Source organism: Sunxiuqinia elliptica (assembly GCF_900113005.1).
GTDB classification, from domain to species: Bacteria; Bacteroidota; Bacteroidia; order Bacteroidales; family Prolixibacteraceae; genus Sunxiuqinia; species Sunxiuqinia elliptica.
The window spans coordinates 159,605-179,704 of sequence record NZ_FONW01000009.1 but is presented as its reverse complement, the minus strand read 5'-3'; the positions used below and the strand labels follow the sequence as shown (position 1 = coordinate 179,704).

The 20,100-nt window shown below is 40.3% G+C and carries 18 protein-coding genes; 5 read left to right on the top strand and 13 right to left on the bottom strand.

The genetic code is table 11. The features are described from left to right. Positions 1–3: 3 nt before the first annotated feature. From nqrC to BM156_RS15645, 3 genes are read right to left on the bottom strand one after another with little or no spacing between them, the layout of a single operon-like run. Positions 4–696, bottom strand: a complete 693-nt coding sequence (gene nqrC / locus BM156_RS15655) for an NADH:ubiquinone reductase (Na(+)-transporting) subunit C (protein WP_093920831.1) — start codon at positions 694–696, stop codon at positions 4–6. Positions 697–715: 19 nt separating this feature from the next. After that, on the bottom strand, positions 716–1,873 hold the full coding sequence (locus BM156_RS15650; RefSeq protein WP_093920830.1) for an NADH:ubiquinone reductase (Na(+)-transporting) subunit B: 1,158 nt from the start codon (positions 1,871–1,873) through the stop codon (positions 716–718). A gap of 35 nt (positions 1,874–1,908) precedes the next feature. Then, positions 1,909–3,261, bottom strand: a complete 1,353-nt coding sequence (locus BM156_RS15645; protein ID WP_093920829.1) for a Na(+)-translocating NADH-quinone reductase subunit A — start codon at positions 3,259–3,261, stop codon at positions 1,909–1,911. A 196-nt stretch (positions 3,262–3,457) separates the two neighbouring features. Here BM156_RS15645 and BM156_RS15640 point away from each other — a divergent pair, with 196 nt between their 5' ends. Next, entirely contained in the window at positions 3,458–4,741 is a 1,284-nt protein-coding gene (locus tag BM156_RS15640; protein WP_170846981.1) for a type IX secretion system plug protein, read from the top strand. Here BM156_RS15640 and BM156_RS15635 read toward each other — a convergent pair. After that, positions 4,738–6,828, bottom strand: a complete 2,091-nt coding sequence (locus BM156_RS15635; protein WP_093920827.1) for a PAS domain-containing sensor histidine kinase — start codon at positions 6,826–6,828, stop codon at positions 4,738–4,740. The two genes, BM156_RS15640 and BM156_RS15635, sit on opposite strands and share 4 nt — an antisense overlap. 179 nt (positions 6,829–7,007) lie before the next feature. On the opposite strand from BM156_RS15635, the gene pruA reads away from it, so the two are divergent. From pruA to BM156_RS15620, 3 genes are all read left to right on the top strand, one after another. Next, positions 7,008–8,645: an L-glutamate gamma-semialdehyde dehydrogenase gene (pruA, locus tag BM156_RS15630; protein ID WP_093920826.1), complete on the top strand. Its 1,638-nt coding sequence runs from the start codon at positions 7,008–7,010 to the stop codon at positions 8,643–8,645. A 96-nt stretch (positions 8,646–8,741) separates the two neighbouring features. Further along, on the top strand, positions 8,742–9,044 hold the full coding sequence (locus tag BM156_RS15625; RefSeq protein WP_093920825.1) for an FtsB family cell division protein: 303 nt from the start codon (positions 8,742–8,744) through the stop codon (positions 9,042–9,044). 151 nt (positions 9,045–9,195) lie between these two features. Further along, positions 9,196–9,789 (top strand): YqgE/AlgH family protein, encoded by a 594-nt coding sequence (locus BM156_RS15620; protein ID WP_093920824.1) that lies wholly within the window; start codon positions 9,196–9,198, stop codon positions 9,787–9,789. Positions 9,790–9,844: 55 nt separating this feature from the next. Here BM156_RS15620 and BM156_RS15615 read toward each other — a convergent pair whose 3' ends face one another. The 5 genes from BM156_RS15615 to BM156_RS15595 are packed head-to-tail and all read right to left on the bottom strand — an operon-like array spanning position 9,845 to position 13,564. Then, a complete protein-coding gene (locus BM156_RS15615) occupies positions 9,845–10,672 on the bottom strand; it encodes an aminotransferase class IV (protein ID WP_093920823.1) in 828 nt (275 codons plus the stop codon). Continuing rightward, a complete protein-coding gene (locus tag BM156_RS15610) occupies positions 10,669–11,160 on the bottom strand; it encodes a D-glycero-alpha-D-manno-heptose-1,7-bisphosphate 7-phosphatase (protein WP_093920822.1) in 492 nt (163 codons plus the stop codon). The genes BM156_RS15615 and BM156_RS15610 overlap by 4 nt, the downstream gene beginning before the upstream one ends. Positions 11,161–11,163: 3 nt before the next feature. Next, complete coding sequence (locus tag BM156_RS15605) at positions 11,164–11,772, bottom strand: rhomboid family intramembrane serine protease (RefSeq protein ID WP_093920821.1); 609 nt, start codon at positions 11,770–11,772, stop codon at positions 11,164–11,166. A 7-nt stretch (positions 11,773–11,779) separates the two neighbouring features. Then, positions 11,780–12,778, bottom strand: coding sequence for a DNA polymerase III subunit delta (holA, locus tag BM156_RS15600; protein WP_093920820.1), 999 nt, complete (start codon positions 12,776–12,778; stop codon positions 11,780–11,782). Between the two features lie 15 nt (positions 12,779–12,793). Then, positions 12,794–13,564: an AMP nucleosidase gene (locus tag BM156_RS15595; protein ID WP_093920819.1), complete on the bottom strand. Its 771-nt coding sequence runs from the start codon at positions 13,562–13,564 to the stop codon at positions 12,794–12,796. Between the two features lie 221 nt (positions 13,565–13,785). On the opposite strand from BM156_RS15595, the gene BM156_RS15590 reads away from it, so the two are divergent. Further along, a complete protein-coding gene (locus tag BM156_RS15590) occupies positions 13,786–14,238 on the top strand; it encodes a type I restriction enzyme HsdR N-terminal domain-containing protein (protein ID WP_170846980.1) in 453 nt (150 codons plus the stop codon). Positions 14,239–14,279: 41 nt separating this feature from the next. Here BM156_RS15590 and BM156_RS15585 read toward each other — a convergent pair whose 3' ends face one another. The 4 genes from BM156_RS15585 to BM156_RS15570 form a co-directional block, all read right to left on the bottom strand. Continuing rightward, positions 14,280–14,813, bottom strand: coding sequence for a GNAT family N-acetyltransferase (locus BM156_RS15585; protein WP_093920817.1), 534 nt, complete (start codon positions 14,811–14,813; stop codon positions 14,280–14,282). Then, a complete protein-coding gene (locus tag BM156_RS15580) occupies positions 14,810–16,777 on the bottom strand; it encodes a glycosyltransferase family 2 protein (protein ID WP_093920816.1) in 1,968 nt (655 codons plus the stop codon). Before BM156_RS15580 ends, BM156_RS15585 begins: the two co-directional genes overlap by 4 nt. Before the next feature lie 33 nt (positions 16,778–16,810). Beyond that, positions 16,811–17,437 carry a recombination mediator RecR gene (gene recR, locus BM156_RS15575; RefSeq protein WP_093920815.1) on the bottom strand — a complete coding sequence of 209 codons (627 nt, stop codon included), beginning with the start codon at positions 17,435–17,437 and terminating at the stop codon, positions 16,811–16,813. Positions 17,438–17,502: 65 nt separating this feature from the next. Beyond that, positions 17,503–19,839, bottom strand: a complete 2,337-nt coding sequence (locus tag BM156_RS15570) for a PAS domain S-box protein (protein ID WP_093920814.1) — start codon at positions 19,837–19,839, stop codon at positions 17,503–17,505. Positions 19,840–20,100: the final 261 nt, after the last annotated feature.

Below are 20,100 nucleotides of genomic sequence, written 5' to 3'. Positions count from 1 at the left end.
CTCTTATTTTTTCTGGTTGAAAAAAGCATTGTAGGAGCTCAAGTCATCCAAAAGCATCTTCTCTAATCCTTTTGATGTGATTGTACCTCCTGAAATTGCATCTACTTTGTGCTGTTCCGGAGCTGTTTCGTTGGCTTTGGCAACGGTAATCGATACCAAATTACCACTCTCATAAATCTCTTTGTGTTTGAATTGAGTTTCAAACGCATCGGTTGAAATTTCAGCTCCCAATCCTGGCGTTTCTCCTTGGTGGTCGAATGATGCTCCATAAATGGTTGACATGTCATCTTCCAAAGACAAGTAGCCCCAAATTGGTCCCCAAAGTCCTGCTCCACGAAGTGGAACAATGTATTTTACGCCTCCGTCAATTTGGCATTCAAAAACCGGAAGTTTTTGATCAGCAGTTGGCTTTGCACGTTCTTTCTTCAGATCAACGGTAAAAGCATCACCTTCTACTTTTTCACCTTGGGAGTTAACAACGTAGCTATTGACAATTTTCTCAGCATAAATCTCTTCTGCATTCGTAGCGTCGGCCTGAATGTTAACAGAAGCCAGAATATTTTGCTTTTTCTCTACTTCAATATTCCTATCCTGAAATGGTTTTAAGTTGATGGCAGCAATTGAAAGGATTGCAGCAACCACGATCACCATTCCTGATGCATATATAAATGTATAAACATTACTGTTCCTATCCATTTCTTTTTTCTTTTAGGGATTAAGCGCTCTGTTGAACTCGTTTTAAACGACGTTTGATATTTCCCTGAATGATGTAGTGGTCAATCAGTGGTGCAAAAGTATTCATCAGCAGGATGGCTAGCATCATTCCTTCAGGATAGGCTGGGTTGACTACACGAATCAAGATGGCTAGTACACCAATCAGGAATCCGTAAATCCACTTACCTTTTTCAGTTTGTGCAGCCGATACCGGGTCTGTAGCCATGAAAACAGCACCGAAAGCAAAACCTCCGATAATCAGGTGTTCCCAGAATGGCATTTCCATATAGGCATTAACAGCAAAAATGTTCAACAGGATACCCATGAATACACCACCGAGTACGGTTGATAACATGATTTTCCAGTTTCCAATGCCGGTAATAATCAAAATTGCAGCACCAATTAGAATGGCCAATGTTGATGTTTCTCCAATGGAGCCAGGAATTAAGCCGATGAAGGCATGCCAAGCATCCAGGTTGGTTTCTCCCAGAACGGCTTGTGCCATTGGGGTAGCACCTGTAAATCCATCAGCCATCGATTCGATACCGCTAGCTGAAATCCATACTGAATCACCAGACATTTGAGCTGGATAGGCGAAGAATAAGAAGGCCCGTGCGATCAACGCCGGGTTCCAGATATTCATCCCGGTTCCACCAAATACCTCTTTACCAAAAATAACGGCAAAGGCAGTGGCAACTCCAATCATCCATAGTGGCGTATTGATTGGCATGACCATGGGAATTAAAATTCCGGAAACGAGGAATCCCTCATTTACTTCGTGACCACGCAGCTGGGCAAAGAGAAATTCAATCCCTAAACCAACAACATAGGAAACAATAATAACAGGCAATACTTTCAAGAGTCCAAAAAGGAACAGGTCGAAAAATCCTGCGGTATCAAGTTGTCCCAGTGCACCAAAATGTTGGTAGCCGATGTTGTACATTCCCATAAGCAGAGCGGGAACAAGAGCAAGAACCACCATTCCCATGGTTCTTTTCAAATCAATGTAATCATGAACATGAGTCCCTGATTTGGATGTATCTTTCTGAACGAAGGCCAATGTGAAGAAAGCATCGTGAGTTGAATGCAGCCAATGATACTTGGCTCCTTTCTGCACGTGTGGTTTCGTTTTTTCAAAAAAGTTTCTTAACGCTTTCATTGAATTATCTATTTTGTTTCAAGCAACAATTTTGGTTATCCCAATTCTTTAATCATCGAGTTTATTCCTTGTCGTAGAATGTCTTGTACTTTAATTTTTGAAGTACAAGCATATTCACACAATGCCAAGTCTTCTTCCACGATTTCGTATATACCAAGTTGCTCCATCTTATCGATGTCATTAACCAAAATGGCTTTTAATAGGTGTACTGGAAGAATGTCCATTGGAAGGAATTTTTCATATTGCCCGGAAAGGACAAATGCGCGTTCGCCTCCATGCATGTTGGCATTCAGTACATATTCTTTTTTCGGGAATAATTTGGAAAAGAATGCTTTGCTGGCCGAATATTTATCGACACCAGGAGCAGCCCATCCCATAAACTCGTAATCATCACCTTCAGGAATAACGGTCAGTTGTTGATCAAAATATCCCAGGTAGTTGTCTGTGTCAACTTTAGTTCCTGTCAGAACATTACCGCTGATGATTCGTTCTTTGGTAGCTTCTGTCGTTTTCCCTTTGGTAAGCGAATCCAACTTTGCCCCATGAACTGTCTTATAGTATTTCGGAGCTTTTACTTCAGAACCTGTCAAAGCAATGGTTTTGCTCATGTCCAGTTTGCCGGTTTGAAATAAACGACCAATGTAAACAAGAGCTTGTGGATTAATGGTCCACACGACTGTTCCTTTTCCAATTGGGCAAACTTTGCTGATCTGGACCCCTGCATTCCCTGCTGGGTGAGGACCATCAAAGGTGTTGGTTTCGACCTTTTTTAGAGCGGCAAAAACACCCGAACTTTGGTTCGGAGCAACTCCGAGATAAACTTTCCCATCAGTTAACTTGCTGATTGCATCGATACCGGTTTGTAGTGCACTTTGCTCTTTCGAAAACAAGAAGTCGTAATCGGGAGCTAGTGGAGCCGAGTCAAATGCAGAAATAACAATGTTAGTTGGAACATCGGTTGGTTTTGCCAAAACGCCATACGGACGTTGTTTGAAAAATGGCCATAAACCACTTTTAAGAAGTTGATCACGGATCTCTTCTCGAGAGAGTGACGATGGATCAGCCTTGGTGAATTCTGCCTGCTCGTTTGTTCCATTGGGCTCAACAACAATCTCCAAGATTTTACGGCGCTCACCACGGTTCACTGCTTTTACTGTTCCGCTAACCGGTGAGGTGAATAAAATTTCAGGATTGTACTTGTCGAAAAAGAGGGCATCACCAACTTTGACCTGGGCATCAGCTTTCACACTTAATTTAGGAGTTAAGCCTGGAAAATCAGTTGGTTTTATGGCCACTGATTTCGGTGCGGGAGCATCCTCCAGAACCGCTTCGGCAGCTCCTTTCAACCGGATATTTAATCCGCGTTTCAATTTAAAATGCTTTGACATTGTAATCCCTTGTTGTAGTTATTATTTAAGGTGGCAAAAGTACATATTTAAAAAACTTTTCGCAATCTTTGTTGTATAAACTTACACGAATTGAACTATCTGAATATGTTTGGTTGAACCCTGTTTTAGAAGAACTGAATGTTTTTGATAGCTCCTTGCCAAGTTTGTTTAATCCAAGACGAAATTGATGAGACAAATGACCATTAAATTATACATAATGATCTTAATTTCCTGCGTTATTTTTACATTAAATTCCCTGGCGCAGGATGAAAGCAATTATCATTATCAGGATGCCGTTTTCAAAGAAGAAATTAAATCAGTGCAAGCTTTTCGCGAGGGGTTTGAGTTAAGCTACCCCATTTATGAGCTTGGTACTGACGAGCGTTTGGTTTTTAAGTTCGATGATTTGTCTGGTGAAACAAAAAATTATTCCTACACCCTGATTCACTGTGATGCTGATTGGAATGAATCATTCATTCTGCAAAGTGAGTATCTGGATGGTTTTTTTGATAATCCGGTGGATGATTATGCGCCAAGTTTCAACACAACAATGACATATATCAATTACCTGATTCCGATTCCAAACGACAAAGTACGGCCTACCAGATCAGGAAACTATGTGCTGGTGGTTTATGCCGGCGATGATAAAGAGGACTTGGTGCTTACACGCCGTTTTCAGGTGTTGGAACCTCGGGTTGAAGTGAAGGGTGTTGTGAAGCGGGCAACTTATGATCCGTTTAAAGGCGATAACCAGGAAGTGGATTTTACCATTTATCATGACAATTTAGATATTCTTAATCCGCACGATGAGGTAAAAGTCGTGATTATGCAGAATCGGAGATGGGATAATGCGATTCGGGGACTGAAGCCTCTTTTTATTCGTGATAAAGAGTTGGTCTACGATTACGATAAGGAGAATGTCTTTCAGGGGGGAAATGAGTTTCGCTATTTTGATATTCGAACTCGACGTTATAATGGAGAGAATGTGTTAGCAACAACTTTTCATCGGCCATACTACCATGTAACTTTAATGGCAGACGAAGTTAGGGCTAACCAAAAGTACTACGATTATAAAGAAATGAATGGGGCTTTTGTTGTTGAAAGTCAGGACCCGGTGGATGATTACGATACCGAGTGTGATTACTTTTTTGTGCATTTCTCTTTGCCTTTGGAAGCGCAACTGGTAGGGGGAACTGTGAATGTGTTTGGGGAACTTACAGGCTGGAATGCTAACAAGAGTAATGAGATGACCTGGAATTATGAACAGGCAACCTATGAGTTGACGATGCTGCTGAAGCAAGGTTATTACAATTACCAGTATGTGTATGTCCCCTCCGGTTCAAAAACAGCAGATGCTGCGGCTTTGGAAGGAAGTCATTACGAAACAGAAAATGAGTACCAGATTTTTGTTTATTTCAGGGGTATGTCAGATCGCTATGATCGCTTAGTCGGGTTTCAGGTTTTAAGAGCCGATTTTTAACGAACAATTTGCAGTAGTCCATCGCCATTTTTGAAGGGCACGCTAAAGGTAAATTCCGAGCCACGGTCAATTTCTGATTTGACTTTTATTTCACCGCCAAGCAATTTAGTGTAGTGTTGCGCAATGGCTAAGCCAAGTCCGGTACCTTCGTACTTGCGAGTGGTTTTATTGTCAATCTGGTGGAAGCGCTCAAAAATTCGCTTAATCTGCTCTTCATCAATTCCGATACCTGTGTCATTGACAAAAAACTGAAGCTTATCTTTCCCTTCCATGCGGTACCCAAACTCAATCTCGCCTTCGTTGGTGAACTTTACAGCATTGTCCAACAACTTTTTCAGAATTTCATTGAGAAGGAATGGATCTGTTGTTACTCCAAATTTTGGGTTGGCATTTTGGTTGCTGAGTTTTAGCCTGATGGGTTTGGAAGTTAGGTCAAAGCTATATTCCCGATAGAGTTCAACCATTAGATCGTTGACCTTGCAAAAGCTTTCTTTTACCGTTACTTGGTTGCTTTCAATCTTAGACAAGCTAATCATGTCGTTGATCATTTCCATCAGTAATTTACCATTGCTGATGATGATATCGATAAAGCGGTTTTTCTCTTCAATGTCAAAATCGGGCGAGCCAATCATTTTTGAAAAACCGATGATGGCATTCATAGGAGTCCGTATCTCATGAGAAATATTGGCTAGGAAAGCTGATTTGAGTTGGTCAGCCTCTTCTGCTTTTTGCTTGGCTTCCTCTAAACGAATTTCGGCAACCTTTCGCTTGGTGATATCGCGGGCAATTGAAATCACGGAATGATCATCCAGCCGGGCGATCCGCATTTCAAACATCGCTGTTCCTTTTTCAACTTCTAGCGCATACTCAATTGTTTCGATGGTGTCACGATGGATGGCATCCTGGATACACTGAAAAATTTTCCGGGACATTTTTTCCGAAAATCCAACCTCGAAAATGGAGTTCCCGATAATATCATCTGCATTGATTTGAACCATTTCTGATTCCTTGATGACAAAGTCCATGTATGTTCCATCTTTATCGATGATGAAGAAGATGTCAGGAATTGCTTCGAGTAAAACTTTATATCGTTTTCGGCTTTCTTCAAGCGAAGTGATCGTTTGATTACAAGAAGTACGATCGTAAAAAATAGCCGTAATTTGGTCAGGACTCGGAGTGAGGGTATAAACTTCAACCCATTTTTCCAGGTGCTCGACATGAATTTCGGTTGCTCGCCTCCCTTTTTTGTGTAAAAAATGGTTATTCCAGTCAAAAGAGTTTCTGAAAACCTTCGGAAAAACAACATCTGCTTCAATATTGTGTAGCTCTCGGGCATTCACTTTAAACATCTTCTGAAATGCTGGATTGGTTTTTCTGATTTGCAGGCCTACGGCGTTATTCATTTCGTCGCGCTCAATTTGCATGTGCAAGATTCCTTGCTGAAATGATTTTACCGTTTTGTTGATTTGAGCATCGGTCGCTTCTGTTTTGATTCGCAGTTCTTTGATGTTGAGTTCAAAATTAACGGCAACTAAAAAGGTTGCTGCAAATGCCAGTGAGATAATAACCAATGGGTTTAAAATAAGTTCCTGTGTTGGCCAATAGAGTCCGGTTGCTTCGCCCAGCCGGGTTGCTTTATATAGGTGGAAAGCAACAGCAATAAGGCTGATCCCGTAGTAGATAGCAAGTTTCTGAGCACTTTTTTTGCTAAACAGAAGGATAAACAGAAAACTGGGAACTAAAAACCACACCGTATAAGGTATCGAACTTTTTATTGGAAAAACGGAATATTGAGACGAGATAAAGTAAAAGTAGATAACAAATGGTATCAGAAAAAAAGTATTAACGGCTATTGAGGGGCGCCCAATTCGTAAACAATACAGCCCAATTAAGCAAATTGTGATCATTGAAACGTTAGCCGGAATGCATTCGTTCAGGTTATACCCCGTTATTGATACTGTGAAATCAGCCAAAGCGTAGACCAACCCAAGGAATAAAATCACATGAAGTCCGACGATTTTTCGTTTATCTTCACTTGAATCAAGAAGATAGGGTTTGGTGATAAATTGATAGACTGATTTTAGCATGAAAAAAACTCTGAGTCATTTAAAATCGCACTAAATATAGTAATTTTTAAGAGGGAATGAATTTTATGGCAGACTTAGTTTTTCTCTTTTTTCAAAACTGATATTTATTAGTAAAAAGCTGTTTCTGATTCTCTAGTTTTGTTACAAACGGGAATCGAAAAAAATAAAACTAATTTATTATGCCTAAAGGTTTTTTTAATGTGCCGGTAGCTAAGAATGAACCGGTTAAGAGTTATGCGCCCGGATCGCCGGAGCGTGCTTCGCTGAAAGCAAAATTAGCAGAGCTTCGTAGTAAGGAAGTGGAGTTACCAATGATTATTGGTGGGAAAGAAGTAACAACAGACCGTCGTATTCGGATTGCTCCCCCTCATGAAATAAAGCATACCCTTGGTCATTATTATCAGGGAGATGAGTCGCATGTGCAGATGGCGATTGATTCGGCATTGGATGCTCGTGAGCAGTGGGCTGCCATGGGCTGGCAACATCGGGCTTCAATTTTCTTGAAAGCAGCAGATCTTTTGGCTGGACCATATCGCGATAAGATCAATGCAGCGACCATGCTGGGGCAGTCAAAGAATGCTTTCCAGGCAGAAATTGATGCCGCTTGTGAGATGGCTGACTTTTTCCGTTTTGGTGTAAAATGCATGACGGACATCTATAAAATGCAACCAGAATCAGCTCCTGGTATTTGGAACTACAATGAATTCCGCCCATTGGAAGGTTTTGTGTTTGCTTTAACCCCTTTCAACTTTACGTCGATTGCAGGAAACCTACCTGCAGCCCCGGCAATGATGGGGAATGTTGCCGTTTGGAAACCTTCAAAAACAGCTGTTTACTCGGCAGCCGTAATCATGGAGCTTTTCAAGGAAGCTGGATTGCCTGATGGCGTGATCAACTTGGTTTACGTTTCCGGTCCAACAGCCGCGAAAGTGGTGTTTGAGCATCCTGAGTTTGCGGGTATTCACTTTACAGGGTCTACCGGAGTGTTCCAGGGAATTTGGAAAACAATTGGAGAAAATATTTATAAATACAAGTCTTATCCGCGCATTGTTGGCGAAACTGGTGGTAAAGATTTCATCTTTGCAGATAACACGGTTGATCGTCAAGCTTTGGCTATTGCAATGGTTCGTGGAGCTTTCGAATATCAAGGACAAAAATGCTCGGCTGCTTCTCGCTGCTATGTGCCTAAGAGTATTTGGGCAGATGTTAAAAAGCGGGTAGGTAAGGCGTTGTCCTCTGTGAAGATGGGACCACCAGAGGATTTCACCAACTTTGTTAACGCGGTAATCGATGAAGCTTCATTCGATAAGTTGGCCGGATTTATTGATCGTGCCAAAGAAGATGCAGATGCTGAGGTTATCTTTGGTGGAAATCATGATAAATCAGTGGGCTATTTTATTGAGCCAACCGTCATTCAAGCTAAAAAGCCAGATTATGCAACCATGGTTGAAGAACTGTTTGGTCCGGTGTTAACGGTTTATGTATATGAGGACAATAAGCTTGATGAAACTTTGACGATTTTGGATAACACGTCAATTTATGCATTGACGGGGGCGGTTATGTCTCAGGATCGTTACAATATCGAGAAGATTACAAAACGCCTGGAGAATTCGGCAGGTAACTTCTATATCAATGATAAGCCAACAGGAGCTGTTGTTGGACAACAACCCTTTGGTGGAGCTCGTGGATCAGGCACGGATGATAAAGCCGGATCTGTTTTCAACTTCTTACGTTGGACTTCGATTCGAACTATAAAAGAGAACTTTGTTCCGCCTCACGATTATATGTATCCAAACTTTTTACCGGATAACGAGTAAGGAATAACTTATAAAAAAATAGGAGGTGAATTTATTCATCTCCTTTTTTTTTGCCTGAATATCGTTTACTTTTGTTGGTATTAAATCCGAAACTAAATGGGGAAATTGTGGTCACTTTTGTGGAGTAAACTGAGAACGAAATACGGAGTTGTTATTGCTTTGTTCGTATTTTGGGTTGGTTTTTTTGATGAGCACAGTTTACTGCAACATTTTCAAAATATAAATAAACTGGAGCAGCTTGCAAAGCAAGAAGTGTTATTGCGTAATAAAATTGTTTCGGATAAACGAAAAATTCAAGAACTTCGAACTAACCTAACCAACCTGGAGAAATTTGCCCGGGAAGAATTCCTGATGAAAAAGGAAAACGAAGATGTTTACTTGATTGTTGAAGAAGACTAATTCGTTTTTTTTATGATTACTATCTCTCAAATTCTTCGTATTATTGACCTAAATTGATTTGTGAAAAATTGTCAAATTTTTGTTACAAGGGAAAAAACGTATTTGATTAATGTTTGTTTTTTCCTAAATTGATAGAGAATTCTAACGTATTATGAACTTGAATATCAATTTATTTAAAATAGAGACGAATCATGTTGCACCCTCAAAAGGGCGTATTTTGATCGCTGAGCCATTTTTGCCGGGAAGCTATTTTAACCGGGCAATCATTCTGTTAGTGGCTCATAGCGACAAAGGTGCGATTGGTTTTATTTTGAATAAAAAGATTGATTATCCTGTCAATGAAATTCTTGGCGATTTCCCGGAGTTTGAGGCTGAAGTATATATTGGAGGCCCCGTGAGTACTGATACCATTTACTTTATTCATTCGCTTGGGAAACTGATTCCCGGAAGTATTCATGTGAAAGATAATATCTATTGGGGAGGAGATTTTGAAGAGGTTAAACGCTTAATTCGTGAAGGTTTAATTTTGCCAGGACAGATTCGGTTTTTCTTGGGATATTCTGGTTGGGACAATGGCCAGCTAGAGGAAGAGATTGGTGAAAATTCCTGGTTGGTTTCTGAGATTGAGGAAGAGTTGGTGATGGTTGACCGAAAGACGACAACGATGTGGGTTGAAGCCGTTCGTGAAATAGGAGGCAAATATTCTTTGTGGGAGCACTTTCCCGAAAATCCTTCTCTAAACTAATTTTCCTATTGTTTTCTTGTTGTTTGTACTTTTTGATGGTTGAGAGTGCATTTTTTTATGCTGTCAAAAGTAGTCGGTTAAATTCCTGAAGAATCAGTTTGGTTTTTTTATTGAAGTAACGTTTTTGTTTAAAAGCTTTAACCCATTCAATCCCTTGAACGGCATTCGCTAAAAAGAATTCATCAGCTTGCAAAAGCTCCTTTTCGGTGAGTTTTGTTATCAGCTTAAGTGTGAAGTTAAAACGCTGACATGCCTTGTCGATGGTATCCCGGCTAATATCCATATATGCGCCACTCTCTGGGGCAGGGGTGATTATTTGCTTGTCTTTAATCAGGTAAATGGATTTGTATGGAGCCTCTAAAATACTCTGCTGCTCATTGACTAATAATAGCTCATCTTGCTGCTGGACGGAGGCATATGTTGTCGCAAGCTTCCAATAGGGAAGCGAGCCGGTATCCAAGGCTGACAGCGGCGAAAAGGATTTGGTTAACTTATCAAATACCGATACTCGTAGCCCGTTGGTATTTAATTCATAGCTTGTCATGTCCAGAGGTTCTGCAACTAATAAGTAAGCGATTTCGGGAGTGTCTTTCAACAAGTGAAGGTGGATGATTGCACTTCGAAATAGTTTGTTTTTAGCGAGAAGACGTTCGATTTGTCGCTTCAGCTCTTTGCCTCGGTTTTCCAGAAAAGAGGGAAGAGGGGTGTTGGTAATTTTCAATTTTAGTTCAACTAATTCAAGTTGCTGGTTCCAAAAGGGGATTTGATTGCGGACAGTGCGCAGGCGTTCACTCATGAACACACGATCCAGCAAGTTGATTGAAAATAGCTTTTCGTTGGCAGGATAAAATTGGCCATTCATTAAGAGAAAAGCTGATGTCATGATGATAACAGTTTTTGAATGAATGATTTCATATTGCTGTTTGCAGTTATCTGGATTCCTTTTACTCCTGCGTTTTGGGCAGCCTGGATGTCTGATTGGCGGTCTCCAATTAAGTAGGATTGAGTCGGATCAATGCCGTGTTTAGCAATCAGTTTTTCGAGCATTAATGAACTTGGTTTACGACAGAGGCAAGGTTCAACAGAATCATGATGTGGGCAATAGTAAATGTCGTCAAAATGAATTCCTTCTTGCTGAAAGCTCTCTTGAATATAGCGGTGGATAGTTGCAACTTCTTCATGTCCATACTGATTTTTAGCAATTCCCCCTTGGTTGGTCACAATGAAAAAAGAATACCCTTGGGCTTTGAGAAGCCTCAGGTTTTCAAATATGCCATCAACAAATTCGACCGCTTCTTTACGGTAGATGTAGTAGTGCTTTGAATTGTCAATCAGCACGCCATCACGGTCGAGAAAAATAGCTTTCTTCATTATTTAAATGATCATAAATAGTTTGTCTATAAATCGTTCAAAGAGCCGTCCGTTGAGCAAAATGGGGAAAATAAAACCAAACACAGCACCTAAAAAGTGAGCATCATGGGCGACATTGTCGCTTTGCTTTCGGCTCATATAGTAGGAGTAGCCCAGGTAGAGCACTGCGAAAACAATTCCAGGAATGGGTAATATTCCGAAGAAGTAGATTTTATTCCAGGGCTCGAAGAAAATTGCCGCAAACAGAATTGCCGACACAGCTCCTGATGCCCCAACAGCGTTGTAGTAATAGTTGTTACGATACTTATAGAGAGCATACAAGTTGGAAACAATCATTCCGCCAAAATACAGAATGAGGTAGTAGGCATTTGACATTCGCCCAAAACCATATTCAAAATACATTTCAATGGCTCGTCCAAACGAAAATAAAACGATCATGTTTACAAGCAGGTGTTCCCAGTTGGCGTGGACGAAACCATGTGATATCAGCCGGTAATACTCTTTTTGGTGAACGACCTTGCTGGCATTGAATTGCAGTTTCTCAACAAGATTTGCCCGGTTGAAAGCTGCGATTGAAACAAAGGCTGTTATGGCAATAATTATAAGTGTCATAAATCTGTCAATGTAAAATTTTGTATATCATTTCTTTTTGAAGGTCGCCATGCGAAGTCGAAACGTTGCCCATTCCTTTGGATTTCATATCGTACTCGCGAAGAATTCCAATGATCGCAACTAATTTTTTGGGATTATACACTTTTGCTGCATCCGTATAGGAACGAACAAAAAATGGATTGATTTGTAAGGCGGAAGCAACAGAATTAGGCGATTTATCTTTTAAAAAATGAAACTTTAAAAGTTTTGAGAAATAGAAATAAAGACTGCCAATAGTTCGTGTAAAAGGGTTAGTTGCCGGATTCGCTGCAAAGTAACTAATGATCTGGTTTGTTTTTAAAACGTTTTTTGTTCCCAAGGCATTTTGCAATTCAAAAATGTTATAATCTTTGCTTACCCCAATGTTTTTTTCGATGTGATCAGGACTGATTTTTGTTCCTTTTGGGAGGCTGATTATAAGTTTGTTTAGCTCGTTGGTAACTTTGCTTAAGTCGGTGCCAAGATATTCTGCCAGCATGGCTGAAGCCTGTGGTTCAATGCTGTATCCGTGAGATGAAAGATAGCCATTGATCCAGGCAGGAAGCTTATTATCGTAAATTTTTTTCGACTCAAATAATACGCAGTTTTTAGCCAGCTGCTTAGCGAACCCTTTTCGCTTATCAATCGATTTATATTTGTAGTTGATGACAAGGATTGTCGATTTTAAAGGAGCTTTGATGTATGCCTCTAGGTCTTCAATCTTCCGGATGTTTTGTGCTTCTTTGACAATGATAACCTGGTGATTGGCCATCATCGGAAAGCGGCGCGAGTGTGTGATGATGGTATCAACATCGGTGTCTTTTCCGTAAAGCACATGTTGGTTGAAGCCTTTTTCAGCATCCGTCAGCACATTTTTGCTAATGTAGTCGGTAATTTGATCAATGAAGTAACTCTCTTCACCCATTAAAAAATAGACCGGGTGATAGATTTTTTTCTTGAGGTTGGCTAAAATATCTTCGTAATTCATAGTTTCACAGTCGGGTTAAAAGCGCAAGTGTTTTACTGATCTTCCGTTGTTTTTAATTTCGAGCAGGGCGTCAATTCCTATTTTAACATGATTTGTCACAAAATCGGATGTTACCTTTTTATCGCTTGCTTCAGTTTTTATTCCTGTTGAAATCATGGGTTGATCAGAAACCAGCAGTAGTGCTCCTGTTGGAATATGATTGGCAAAACCTACGGTGAATATGGTTGCAGTTTCCATATCGATAGCCATGGCACGCGTTTTATAAAGGTATTTTTTGAATCGTGCGTCGTATTCCCACACCCGTTTGTTGGTGGTGTAAACAACTCCAGTCCAGTAGTCCATATGGTTTTCTCGAATAGCCGTTGAAACAGCTCGTTGCAGGCTAAAAGCCGGAAGTGCCGGAATCTCTGGTGGCAAGTAGTCGTCCGAAGTACCATCACTTCGAATTGCAGCGATGGGAAGAATTAAATCTCCCAACTTATTCTTGCGTTTCAGCCCACCACATTTTCCGAGAAACAAGACCCCTTCAGGCTTAATTGCGCTTAGCAAATCCATGATGGTTGCTGCGTTAGGGCTTCCCATTCCAAAATTGATAATGGTAATATCGCCATTGGATGCGTTGGGCATATTTTGGCTGCTTCCAAGGATTGGGACGTTAAACTTTTCAGCAAACATTTCAACATATAGCTGAAAGTTTGTTAGCAAGATATAATCTGCAAAATCTTCAAGTTTACGCCCGGTGTAGCGGGGAAGCCAGTTGTCGACAATTTCTTTTTTCGTTTTCATGTGTCTCAATTTTAAAATGTTAATAACACACCTGCCAGCCGGTAGATTGGGAGTTTGGTCCCGGAGTTTGCTTTGGTTGAACGGTTATCTGCTCATTTTGATTTAATAAACAGTATTTTATCCGTAAAGTTTTTTTCGCACTTTTGGACAGAAATCAGATTGTGCTTTAGATTTGTCCAGGCAAAGCATTTCACAAAAATACAACTTTGTAGCAGCTTATTATGTTTCCAAAATTAAATTTACCAACATATTCCTTTCGTATTGAACAACAGTCGGGTAAGAAGTTAATTTTTGATGAGATTCGGAAAAAGTCACTTGTTTTGACTCCAGAGGAGTGGGTGCGTCAGAATTTTATTCGTTTTATGGTCGAAGAAAAGAAGTATCCTGCTTCGTTGTTGGCTATCGAAACTGGCTTAAAACTGAATCGAAATCAGTTTCGAGCAGATTTGTTGGTTTATGATCGCCGAGGAAAGCCCTTGCTGATAGTGGAATTTAAGGCTCCATCCGTTAAAATATCACAGCTGGCTTTTGATCAGATTACAAGGTATAATATGACTTTTCAGGTTCCTTACTTGATTGTTTCTAACGGACTCAGTCACTATTGTTGTAAGGTTAATCCGGAAGAACAGACTTACGCTTTTTTGAAAGAAATCCCAACTTTTGATCAACTATGAGGGTTTTTAGGACGAATTGTTAGATCGCTGGTAAAACTCAGTTACTTGCTTAAAATTAGCTGGTAGAGCTCTTCGTCTAGCCATTCTTTAGGTGTTTTAATCCAATCTTTTTTGCATCCCGATAACTTGAATCCAGCCTTCGTAAAAAGTTTGATACTGGAAGGATTGTTTGTCGTGATGTTGGCATAAAGTTGGTGCAAGCCCAGTACGTCAACCGCATATTTTTTCATTAATTCCAAGGCATCGGTGGCCAGTCCCTGTCCTCGATCACTTTCATCATAAACCAGAATGCCAATACCTGCACGCTGATGATAGGGGTCAAAGTCAAATAAATCAATGGCGCCAACCGCCTTTCCCGCTGTATTTTCAATGATAAGCCTTAGCTGCTTGGTTTCGAAAATATCACGATGCGATTCTTCGATGTATTGTTTTAAAATGAACATCGAAAAAGGAGCATGGGTATTGCTTACTTGCCAAATCGCTGGATCATTTTCCCATTGATAAATGGTGCCCAAATCTTCAGGCTCTAGAGCCCTTAGTCTGATATTTCCAAAAGCTAATTGATTTTGTTTCATTGTCCCAATTTTTTCCAAGCCTGCCAAATAATTTCTGCATCTTGTTGTATCCGATAGTCTTTGGCATAAACTATGTCAATTTCCATTATTCGTTTTTCCGAAAGTTCTCCGGAGAATAAATTGGCAGGAGTGAGTATGCCAGGCTTAATTTGAGGAAGCTGTTCTTGTGTTTGCTTACTTCCAGCAAAGCCAACCCAGCTTTTTTTGCCCCAAAGAACCAGCCAGCTGTTTCTCAAGAGACCCCTTTTGTTTTGCACGGTCCAGCAGCTTACCGGATAGCTGATTAGTATTAACAAAGCTAAGAAAAAATCTACCAAGCGTTTGTTTCTTCGGTTTTTTTCAGTTGTGATGGCATTAAGATGAACAACGTATAGTTCGCCGGCAGTATCGATCGAGCTGCTGCCAATGATGGATAAACTTTCTGGAGGTGCAATTTTGTATTCAACTTTTTGCTTGCTGAGAGTCAGCATGATTTCAATAATTTTCTGAGATGGAAGATCGGTTGCACTGAAGATCAGCTCTTCGATTTTGTGGACTTGAATAATCTCAGTCAGCTGGTTCAGGTTGCCTAGAAAATTGGCTTTGCTGTGTTGGGTGTTTGGTTGAACTAAGCCAATGATTTCAATTTTCATTTGAGATTGCTCGATGAGCTGTTTGATTCTTTGAGCCTCTTGTTCTCCAGCTATTAAGACGATTCGTTTACGACGCGAGCGATCAAACTGAACGCGTTTTGACTTGCTCGGGCTAAGCAGAAGACGATACGTTAGTAAACTTAAGAATGCCCAGGTAGAGCCCAGTAAAATGAGTGCCCGGGAAAACCGTAGGCTGTCATCAATCAAGGAGTGAAATATCAGAATAGCAATTGTTCCCCAAATAAGGCCTTTAAAGATATTGGAAATTTTAATGGGTTTGCGATAGCCTCCGGCAAACCAGATACCAGCAAGCCACATTAAAATGTAAATAGGAACAACGAGATTTAAAAATTTAGGCGGATAATAGTCAGGGTGAAATTTAAAGTTTTCCCAGTAAGGGAGTAACCATAAAAAGCCACCATAAATGACCAAGGCATCAACAAGTGGTAGAAAAATGTTTTTGGCAATTCGAGTGCATATGGCTAGCCAAGCTCTGAAATAAATGGCCAGGTTAATCAAGATGCTAAACAAGCTTGCTCGGCCTTTTGAAAAGTGCTTTTTGGCAAAAATAACCATGGCCTGGTAAAATATCTTGACGTAGTTGATGCTGCCTTTTTTGGTGCTTTCGCCCTTGTAGTGAATGATGGTTGTATCAGCAAAATAATAGTTTTTGAATCCTCCAAGTGTGATGCGGTACGAAAGATCAATATCTTCTCCGTACATGAAATAGTCTTCATCGAGGAGCCCAACTTTATCCAGCGTTGTTTTGCGCATCAGCATATAAGCGCCGGCTAAAACTTCAACTTCATTGGTTTGGTCTTTATTCAAGTGTCCCATGTGGTAACGGGCAAACCGTTTGGAGCGCTTAAATAAGGCAGATAGACCGGTTATTTTGTACAAGGCAACCATGGGGGTGGGCAAACCTCTTTTGGATTCCGGTAGAAAGTGCCCTTTCCCATCAATCATTTTTACTCCAAGGCCTCCAGCTTCCGGATGTTGATCCATGAAATGGACACATTTGGTAAAGCTGTCTTCTTCAACAATGGTGTCAGGGTTGAGTAGCAACACATATTCGCCTGAAGATTGCCTGATCGCTTGATTGTTGGCTTTTGAGAATCCCTTGTTGTCGCTGTTTTCAATCAGTTTAACGGTGGGGAATTTCTCGCGAACCATTTGGCATGACCCATCAACCGAATTGTTGTCAACGACAAATATTTCGGTAACAAGTGACTGACTTGCCTTTAAAGCTGCATGAAGGCACTGCTCCAAAAAGTACTTCACATTGTAGTTAACAATGATTACTGAAAGTTTTATAGGCGATGGGTTAGTCATGAATTTGCTTACAGCATTTTCTTCAGATCGGTTTTATTGAGACAAGGTACTTTCGAAATCCAGCCGGTTTTTGATGGAACGGCCCAAGGTAATCTCATCGGCGTATTCCAGCTCGTCTCCAATGGAGACTCCCCTGGCTAAGGTAGATATTTTTACATTTAAATCTTTCAGTTTTTTGAAAATGAAAAAGTTGGTAGTGTCTCCTTCCATGGTGGTACTTAAGGCAAGAACCACTTCTTTTACTTCGCCACTTTTTACCCGGTCAATGAGTGAGTTAATTTCCAGGTCCGACGGGCCAATGCCGTCCATTGGTGAAATAATTCCTCCTAAAACGTGGTAAAGTCCAGAAAACTGTTGTGTATTTTCGATGGCCATTACATCTTTGATGTTTTCAACAACACAAACTTCTTCGGTGTTACGATTCGGATTGCTACAAATGGAGCAGGTATCGGTATCCGAAATATTATGACACGTTTTACAGTGCTTTATTTCATTGCGTAATTGAATGAGGCTGTATCCGAAGAGATCAACTTCAGATTTTTCCTGCTTTAAAAGATGAAGCACTAGCCTAAGTGCAGTTTTGCGTCCAATGCCGGGTAGTTTGGCAAATTCGTTTACCGCATTCTCCAGTAGACGCGATGGAAACTTTTCCGTTATCATGCCATTCGTGTTTGTAAGCTTCAAATTTAATAAGAGCAAATCAAATCCGGCACGAAGCGCTTGTTTTATTTAAGATACTTTGCAAGCGTGTCCAGCAATGCTTTCATTTTTATGGGTTTACTAAGTACTTCGTTGCAGCCCGCATCAAGACATTTCTGGTGCTCATCGCTCATGGCATAGGCTGTTTGAGCAATGATAGGAATCTTTTCGTTGCTTTGACGAATGGTTCGGGTGGCTTCGTAACCATCAATTTCCGGCATCTGGATATCCATCAACACAAGGTCAATTTCATTCTTCCCATACAAATTGAGCGTGTCGATGCCATCCTTTGCCCAAAGAACCGTTGCCTTCGTTTCCTTCAATATTTCGAAAAGGTACTCGTAGTTGTAGTCAACATCTTCGGCAATCAAAATGGTGCATCCTTCAAAGTTATAATCGCTTTTCGCACTTTTCTGTGGTGTTTTTGCTGGGGCGCTAATCTTGTCGTATGGAATTGTGAAATAGAAAATTGATCCTTTATTTGGAGCCGATTTCACGTTCATTGATCCGCCAAGAAGTTTTACCAGACCATCGGAAATAGCTAAACCTAATCCTGCTCCGCCTTCGCGCTCTTTTAAACTGTGTGCATGTCGAAGTGTTCGGTTAAAAATGGTTTTCAGGTTTTCTTTGGGAATCCCCATCCCAGTATCTTCAACATAGAACTGAATTTTATTTTGATTCATCAGTTGATACCCAATTTCAACATAACCGGATTCGGTGTATTTCAAAGCGTTATCAAAAAGGTTGAATAGGATTTGTTTCAAACGTCGTGTGTCTGTAAAGATATAGTCGTGGTGTTTCAGTTTGGGTTTTCTGAAACGGATTTCGATGTGATCCTTTTGCTTATCCGTTTTCATTTCCCGAAACTGCTCCGCAAGTTCTTTAAACGTTGCTTTTAAAGAGCAGGCATCCTTTTTGACTTTCAGTTCGTTGGCTTCTATTTTGGAGATGTCAATAATATCATCGATCAACAGGAGAAGGTAGCGACTGCTTTCTTCAATAATATCAACGTAGCGAAGTTGTTGGTCCGGTGTTAAGTCGCCGGATTTTAGAAGTTCGGAAAAACCAATGATACCGTTGATTGGCGTGCGAATCTCATGGCTCATATTGGCCATAAAACTATTGCGCGATTGATTCTCAATGCGGGTACGTTTTTGAGAACGTTTCAAGTCCTCTTCTAAACGCTTGAAAGAGGTAATCTCTTCTGATATTTTGATGTAATTGGTAATAATTCCGTGTTCATCTTTTAGGCTTGAGATAGAAGCGAGTTCCCAATAAACCCGCCCATTCTTGTTCCTGTTTTTAAACTCTCCAACCCATTCGTTGCCAGAAGTAATGGTGTCCCATAAATTTTGGTAAAACGATTGTGGATGGTAGCCTGATTTTTGAATGTTAGTTTTTTTGCCAACCAATTCTTCTTTTTTGTAACCAGTTATTTTGCAGAAGGCTGGGTTGAAAAATTCGATGTATCCATCTAAATCTGTAATGACAATAGGCACCGGACTTTGCATAATGGCTTGATGTAACATGCGAAGATTTTCCTGGTGTTTCTTCTCTGTTGTAATGTCCCGGTTGGTTCCCAATACGCGGTTGGCATATCCATGTTCGTCTCGTGTTGCCGCAGCTCGAGTTTTAAACCAGCGATAAATGCCATCTTTGTGTTTGAGCCTAAATTCAGATTCAAAAACGAGTGAACTGCTTTTTAGAAAGTTATGAAAAGAGCGTTTTACTCGGTTATAATCGTCTGGATGAATGAGATCCATCCAGGTTGAATATCTATTGTCCAATTCGTCAGGGTAATAGCCCAGTTGTGCTTTCCACTTGCGCGATAAATACATGTCCTCACTGTCTACTTCCCAGTCCCAAATTCCGAAATCAGAAGCTTCTACTGCGAGGGAGTATCGTTTCACTCGTTCTGTGAATTGTCGTTGTAGATCTTTCTGAGGGGTGATATTTCGAATGATTAGTGTAACACCAACTGCCTGTCCTTTATTGTCTGGTTCAGGATAAATGCTAATGCTGAGCCAATTGGGTTGGTTATTTAATTGTAGTGAGAACTCTTTGCTGAACGGTTGTCCACTAACTAGAACCAAGTTAATTGCTTGCTTGACATCCTCGGAAATACTCCCCAGGTATCCGGCTTCACTCAAATTTTTTCCAACAATATTCGTTGGTTTCATTTGAAGAACTAGAAATAAGTTCTCGGAGTAGGAGGTATGTCGACCTTCTGCGTCAATGCGCACTAACGCTTCCGGAGAGCATTGGATATTAAATCCTTCAGGTAAGTTCTCTGACATATTTGATTGTGCTGCTAGATTATCTTGTGACTTGGAGCCAGTATGTTTTTTGTTCGGATATTCCATAGGGGGCTTTTTTTCAATTAGTTTAAAATTAGCTAATTATTATTGAAAATAACTGTCAGGGACTTCTTATTTTATAAGCGTCCTCATTTGACGGTTAATCGTACAGAACACAAAATATTTCTTATCACATGATATATTAGCAACTTAGAGAAATAAGAATTTGTTCATCAGTGTCATAAGTTATGTTCTAAAAGTAGTTTTTATTGTTCATACTTAAGCTTAAGTATAGATTGCTTTAAAAGATTGTAAGGGCTTGATGGT

What these genes read in the sequence shown, in the direction of transcription:
- nqrC (WP_093920831.1), bottom strand. Translation starts at nt 696, where the DNA reads ATGGATAGGAACAGTAATGTTTATACATTTATATATGCATCAGGAATG.
- BM156_RS15650 (WP_093920830.1), bottom strand. Translation starts at nt 1,873, where the DNA reads ATGAAAGCGTTAAGAAACTTTTTTGAAAAAACGAAACCACACGTGCAG.
- BM156_RS15645 (WP_093920829.1), bottom strand. Translation starts at nt 3,261, where the DNA reads ATGTCAAAGCATTTTAAATTGAAACGCGGATTAAATATCCGGTTGAAA.
- BM156_RS15640 (WP_170846981.1), top strand. Translation starts at nt 3,458, where the DNA reads ATGACCATTAAATTATACATAATGATCTTAATTTCCTGCGTTATTTTT.
- BM156_RS15635 (WP_093920827.1), bottom strand. Translation starts at nt 6,828, where the DNA reads ATGCTAAAATCAGTCTATCAATTTATCACCAAACCCTATCTTCTTGAT.
- pruA (WP_093920826.1), top strand. Translation starts at nt 7,008, where the DNA reads ATGCCTAAAGGTTTTTTTAATGTGCCGGTAGCTAAGAATGAACCGGTT.
- BM156_RS15625 (WP_093920825.1), top strand. Translation starts at nt 8,742, where the DNA reads ATGGGGAAATTGTGGTCACTTTTGTGGAGTAAACTGAGAACGAAATAC.
- BM156_RS15620 (WP_093920824.1), top strand. Translation starts at nt 9,196, where the DNA reads ATGAACTTGAATATCAATTTATTTAAAATAGAGACGAATCATGTTGCA.
- BM156_RS15615 (WP_093920823.1), bottom strand. Translation starts at nt 10,672, where the DNA reads ATGACATCAGCTTTTCTCTTAATGAATGGCCAATTTTATCCTGCCAAC.
- BM156_RS15610 (WP_093920822.1), bottom strand. Translation starts at nt 11,160, where the DNA reads ATGAAGAAAGCTATTTTTCTCGACCGTGATGGCGTGCTGATTGACAAT.
- BM156_RS15605 (WP_093920821.1), bottom strand. Translation starts at nt 11,772, where the DNA reads ATGACACTTATAATTATTGCCATAACAGCCTTTGTTTCAATCGCAGCT.
- holA (WP_093920820.1), bottom strand. Translation starts at nt 12,778, where the DNA reads ATGAATTACGAAGATATTTTAGCCAACCTCAAGAAAAAAATCTATCAC.
- BM156_RS15595 (WP_093920819.1), bottom strand. Translation starts at nt 13,564, where the DNA reads ATGAAAACGAAAAAAGAAATTGTCGACAACTGGCTTCCCCGCTACACC.
- BM156_RS15590 (WP_170846980.1), top strand. Translation starts at nt 13,786, where the DNA reads ATGTTTCCAAAATTAAATTTACCAACATATTCCTTTCGTATTGAACAA.
- BM156_RS15585 (WP_093920817.1), bottom strand. Translation starts at nt 14,813, where the DNA reads ATGAAACAAAATCAATTAGCTTTTGGAAATATCAGACTAAGGGCTCTA.
- BM156_RS15580 (WP_093920816.1), bottom strand. Translation starts at nt 16,777, where the DNA reads ATGACTAACCCATCGCCTATAAAACTTTCAGTAATCATTGTTAACTAC.
- recR (WP_093920815.1), bottom strand. Translation starts at nt 17,437, where the DNA reads ATGATAACGGAAAAGTTTCCATCGCGTCTACTGGAGAATGCGGTAAAC.
- BM156_RS15570 (WP_093920814.1), bottom strand. Translation starts at nt 19,839, where the DNA reads ATGGAATATCCGAACAAAAAACATACTGGCTCCAAGTCACAAGATAAT.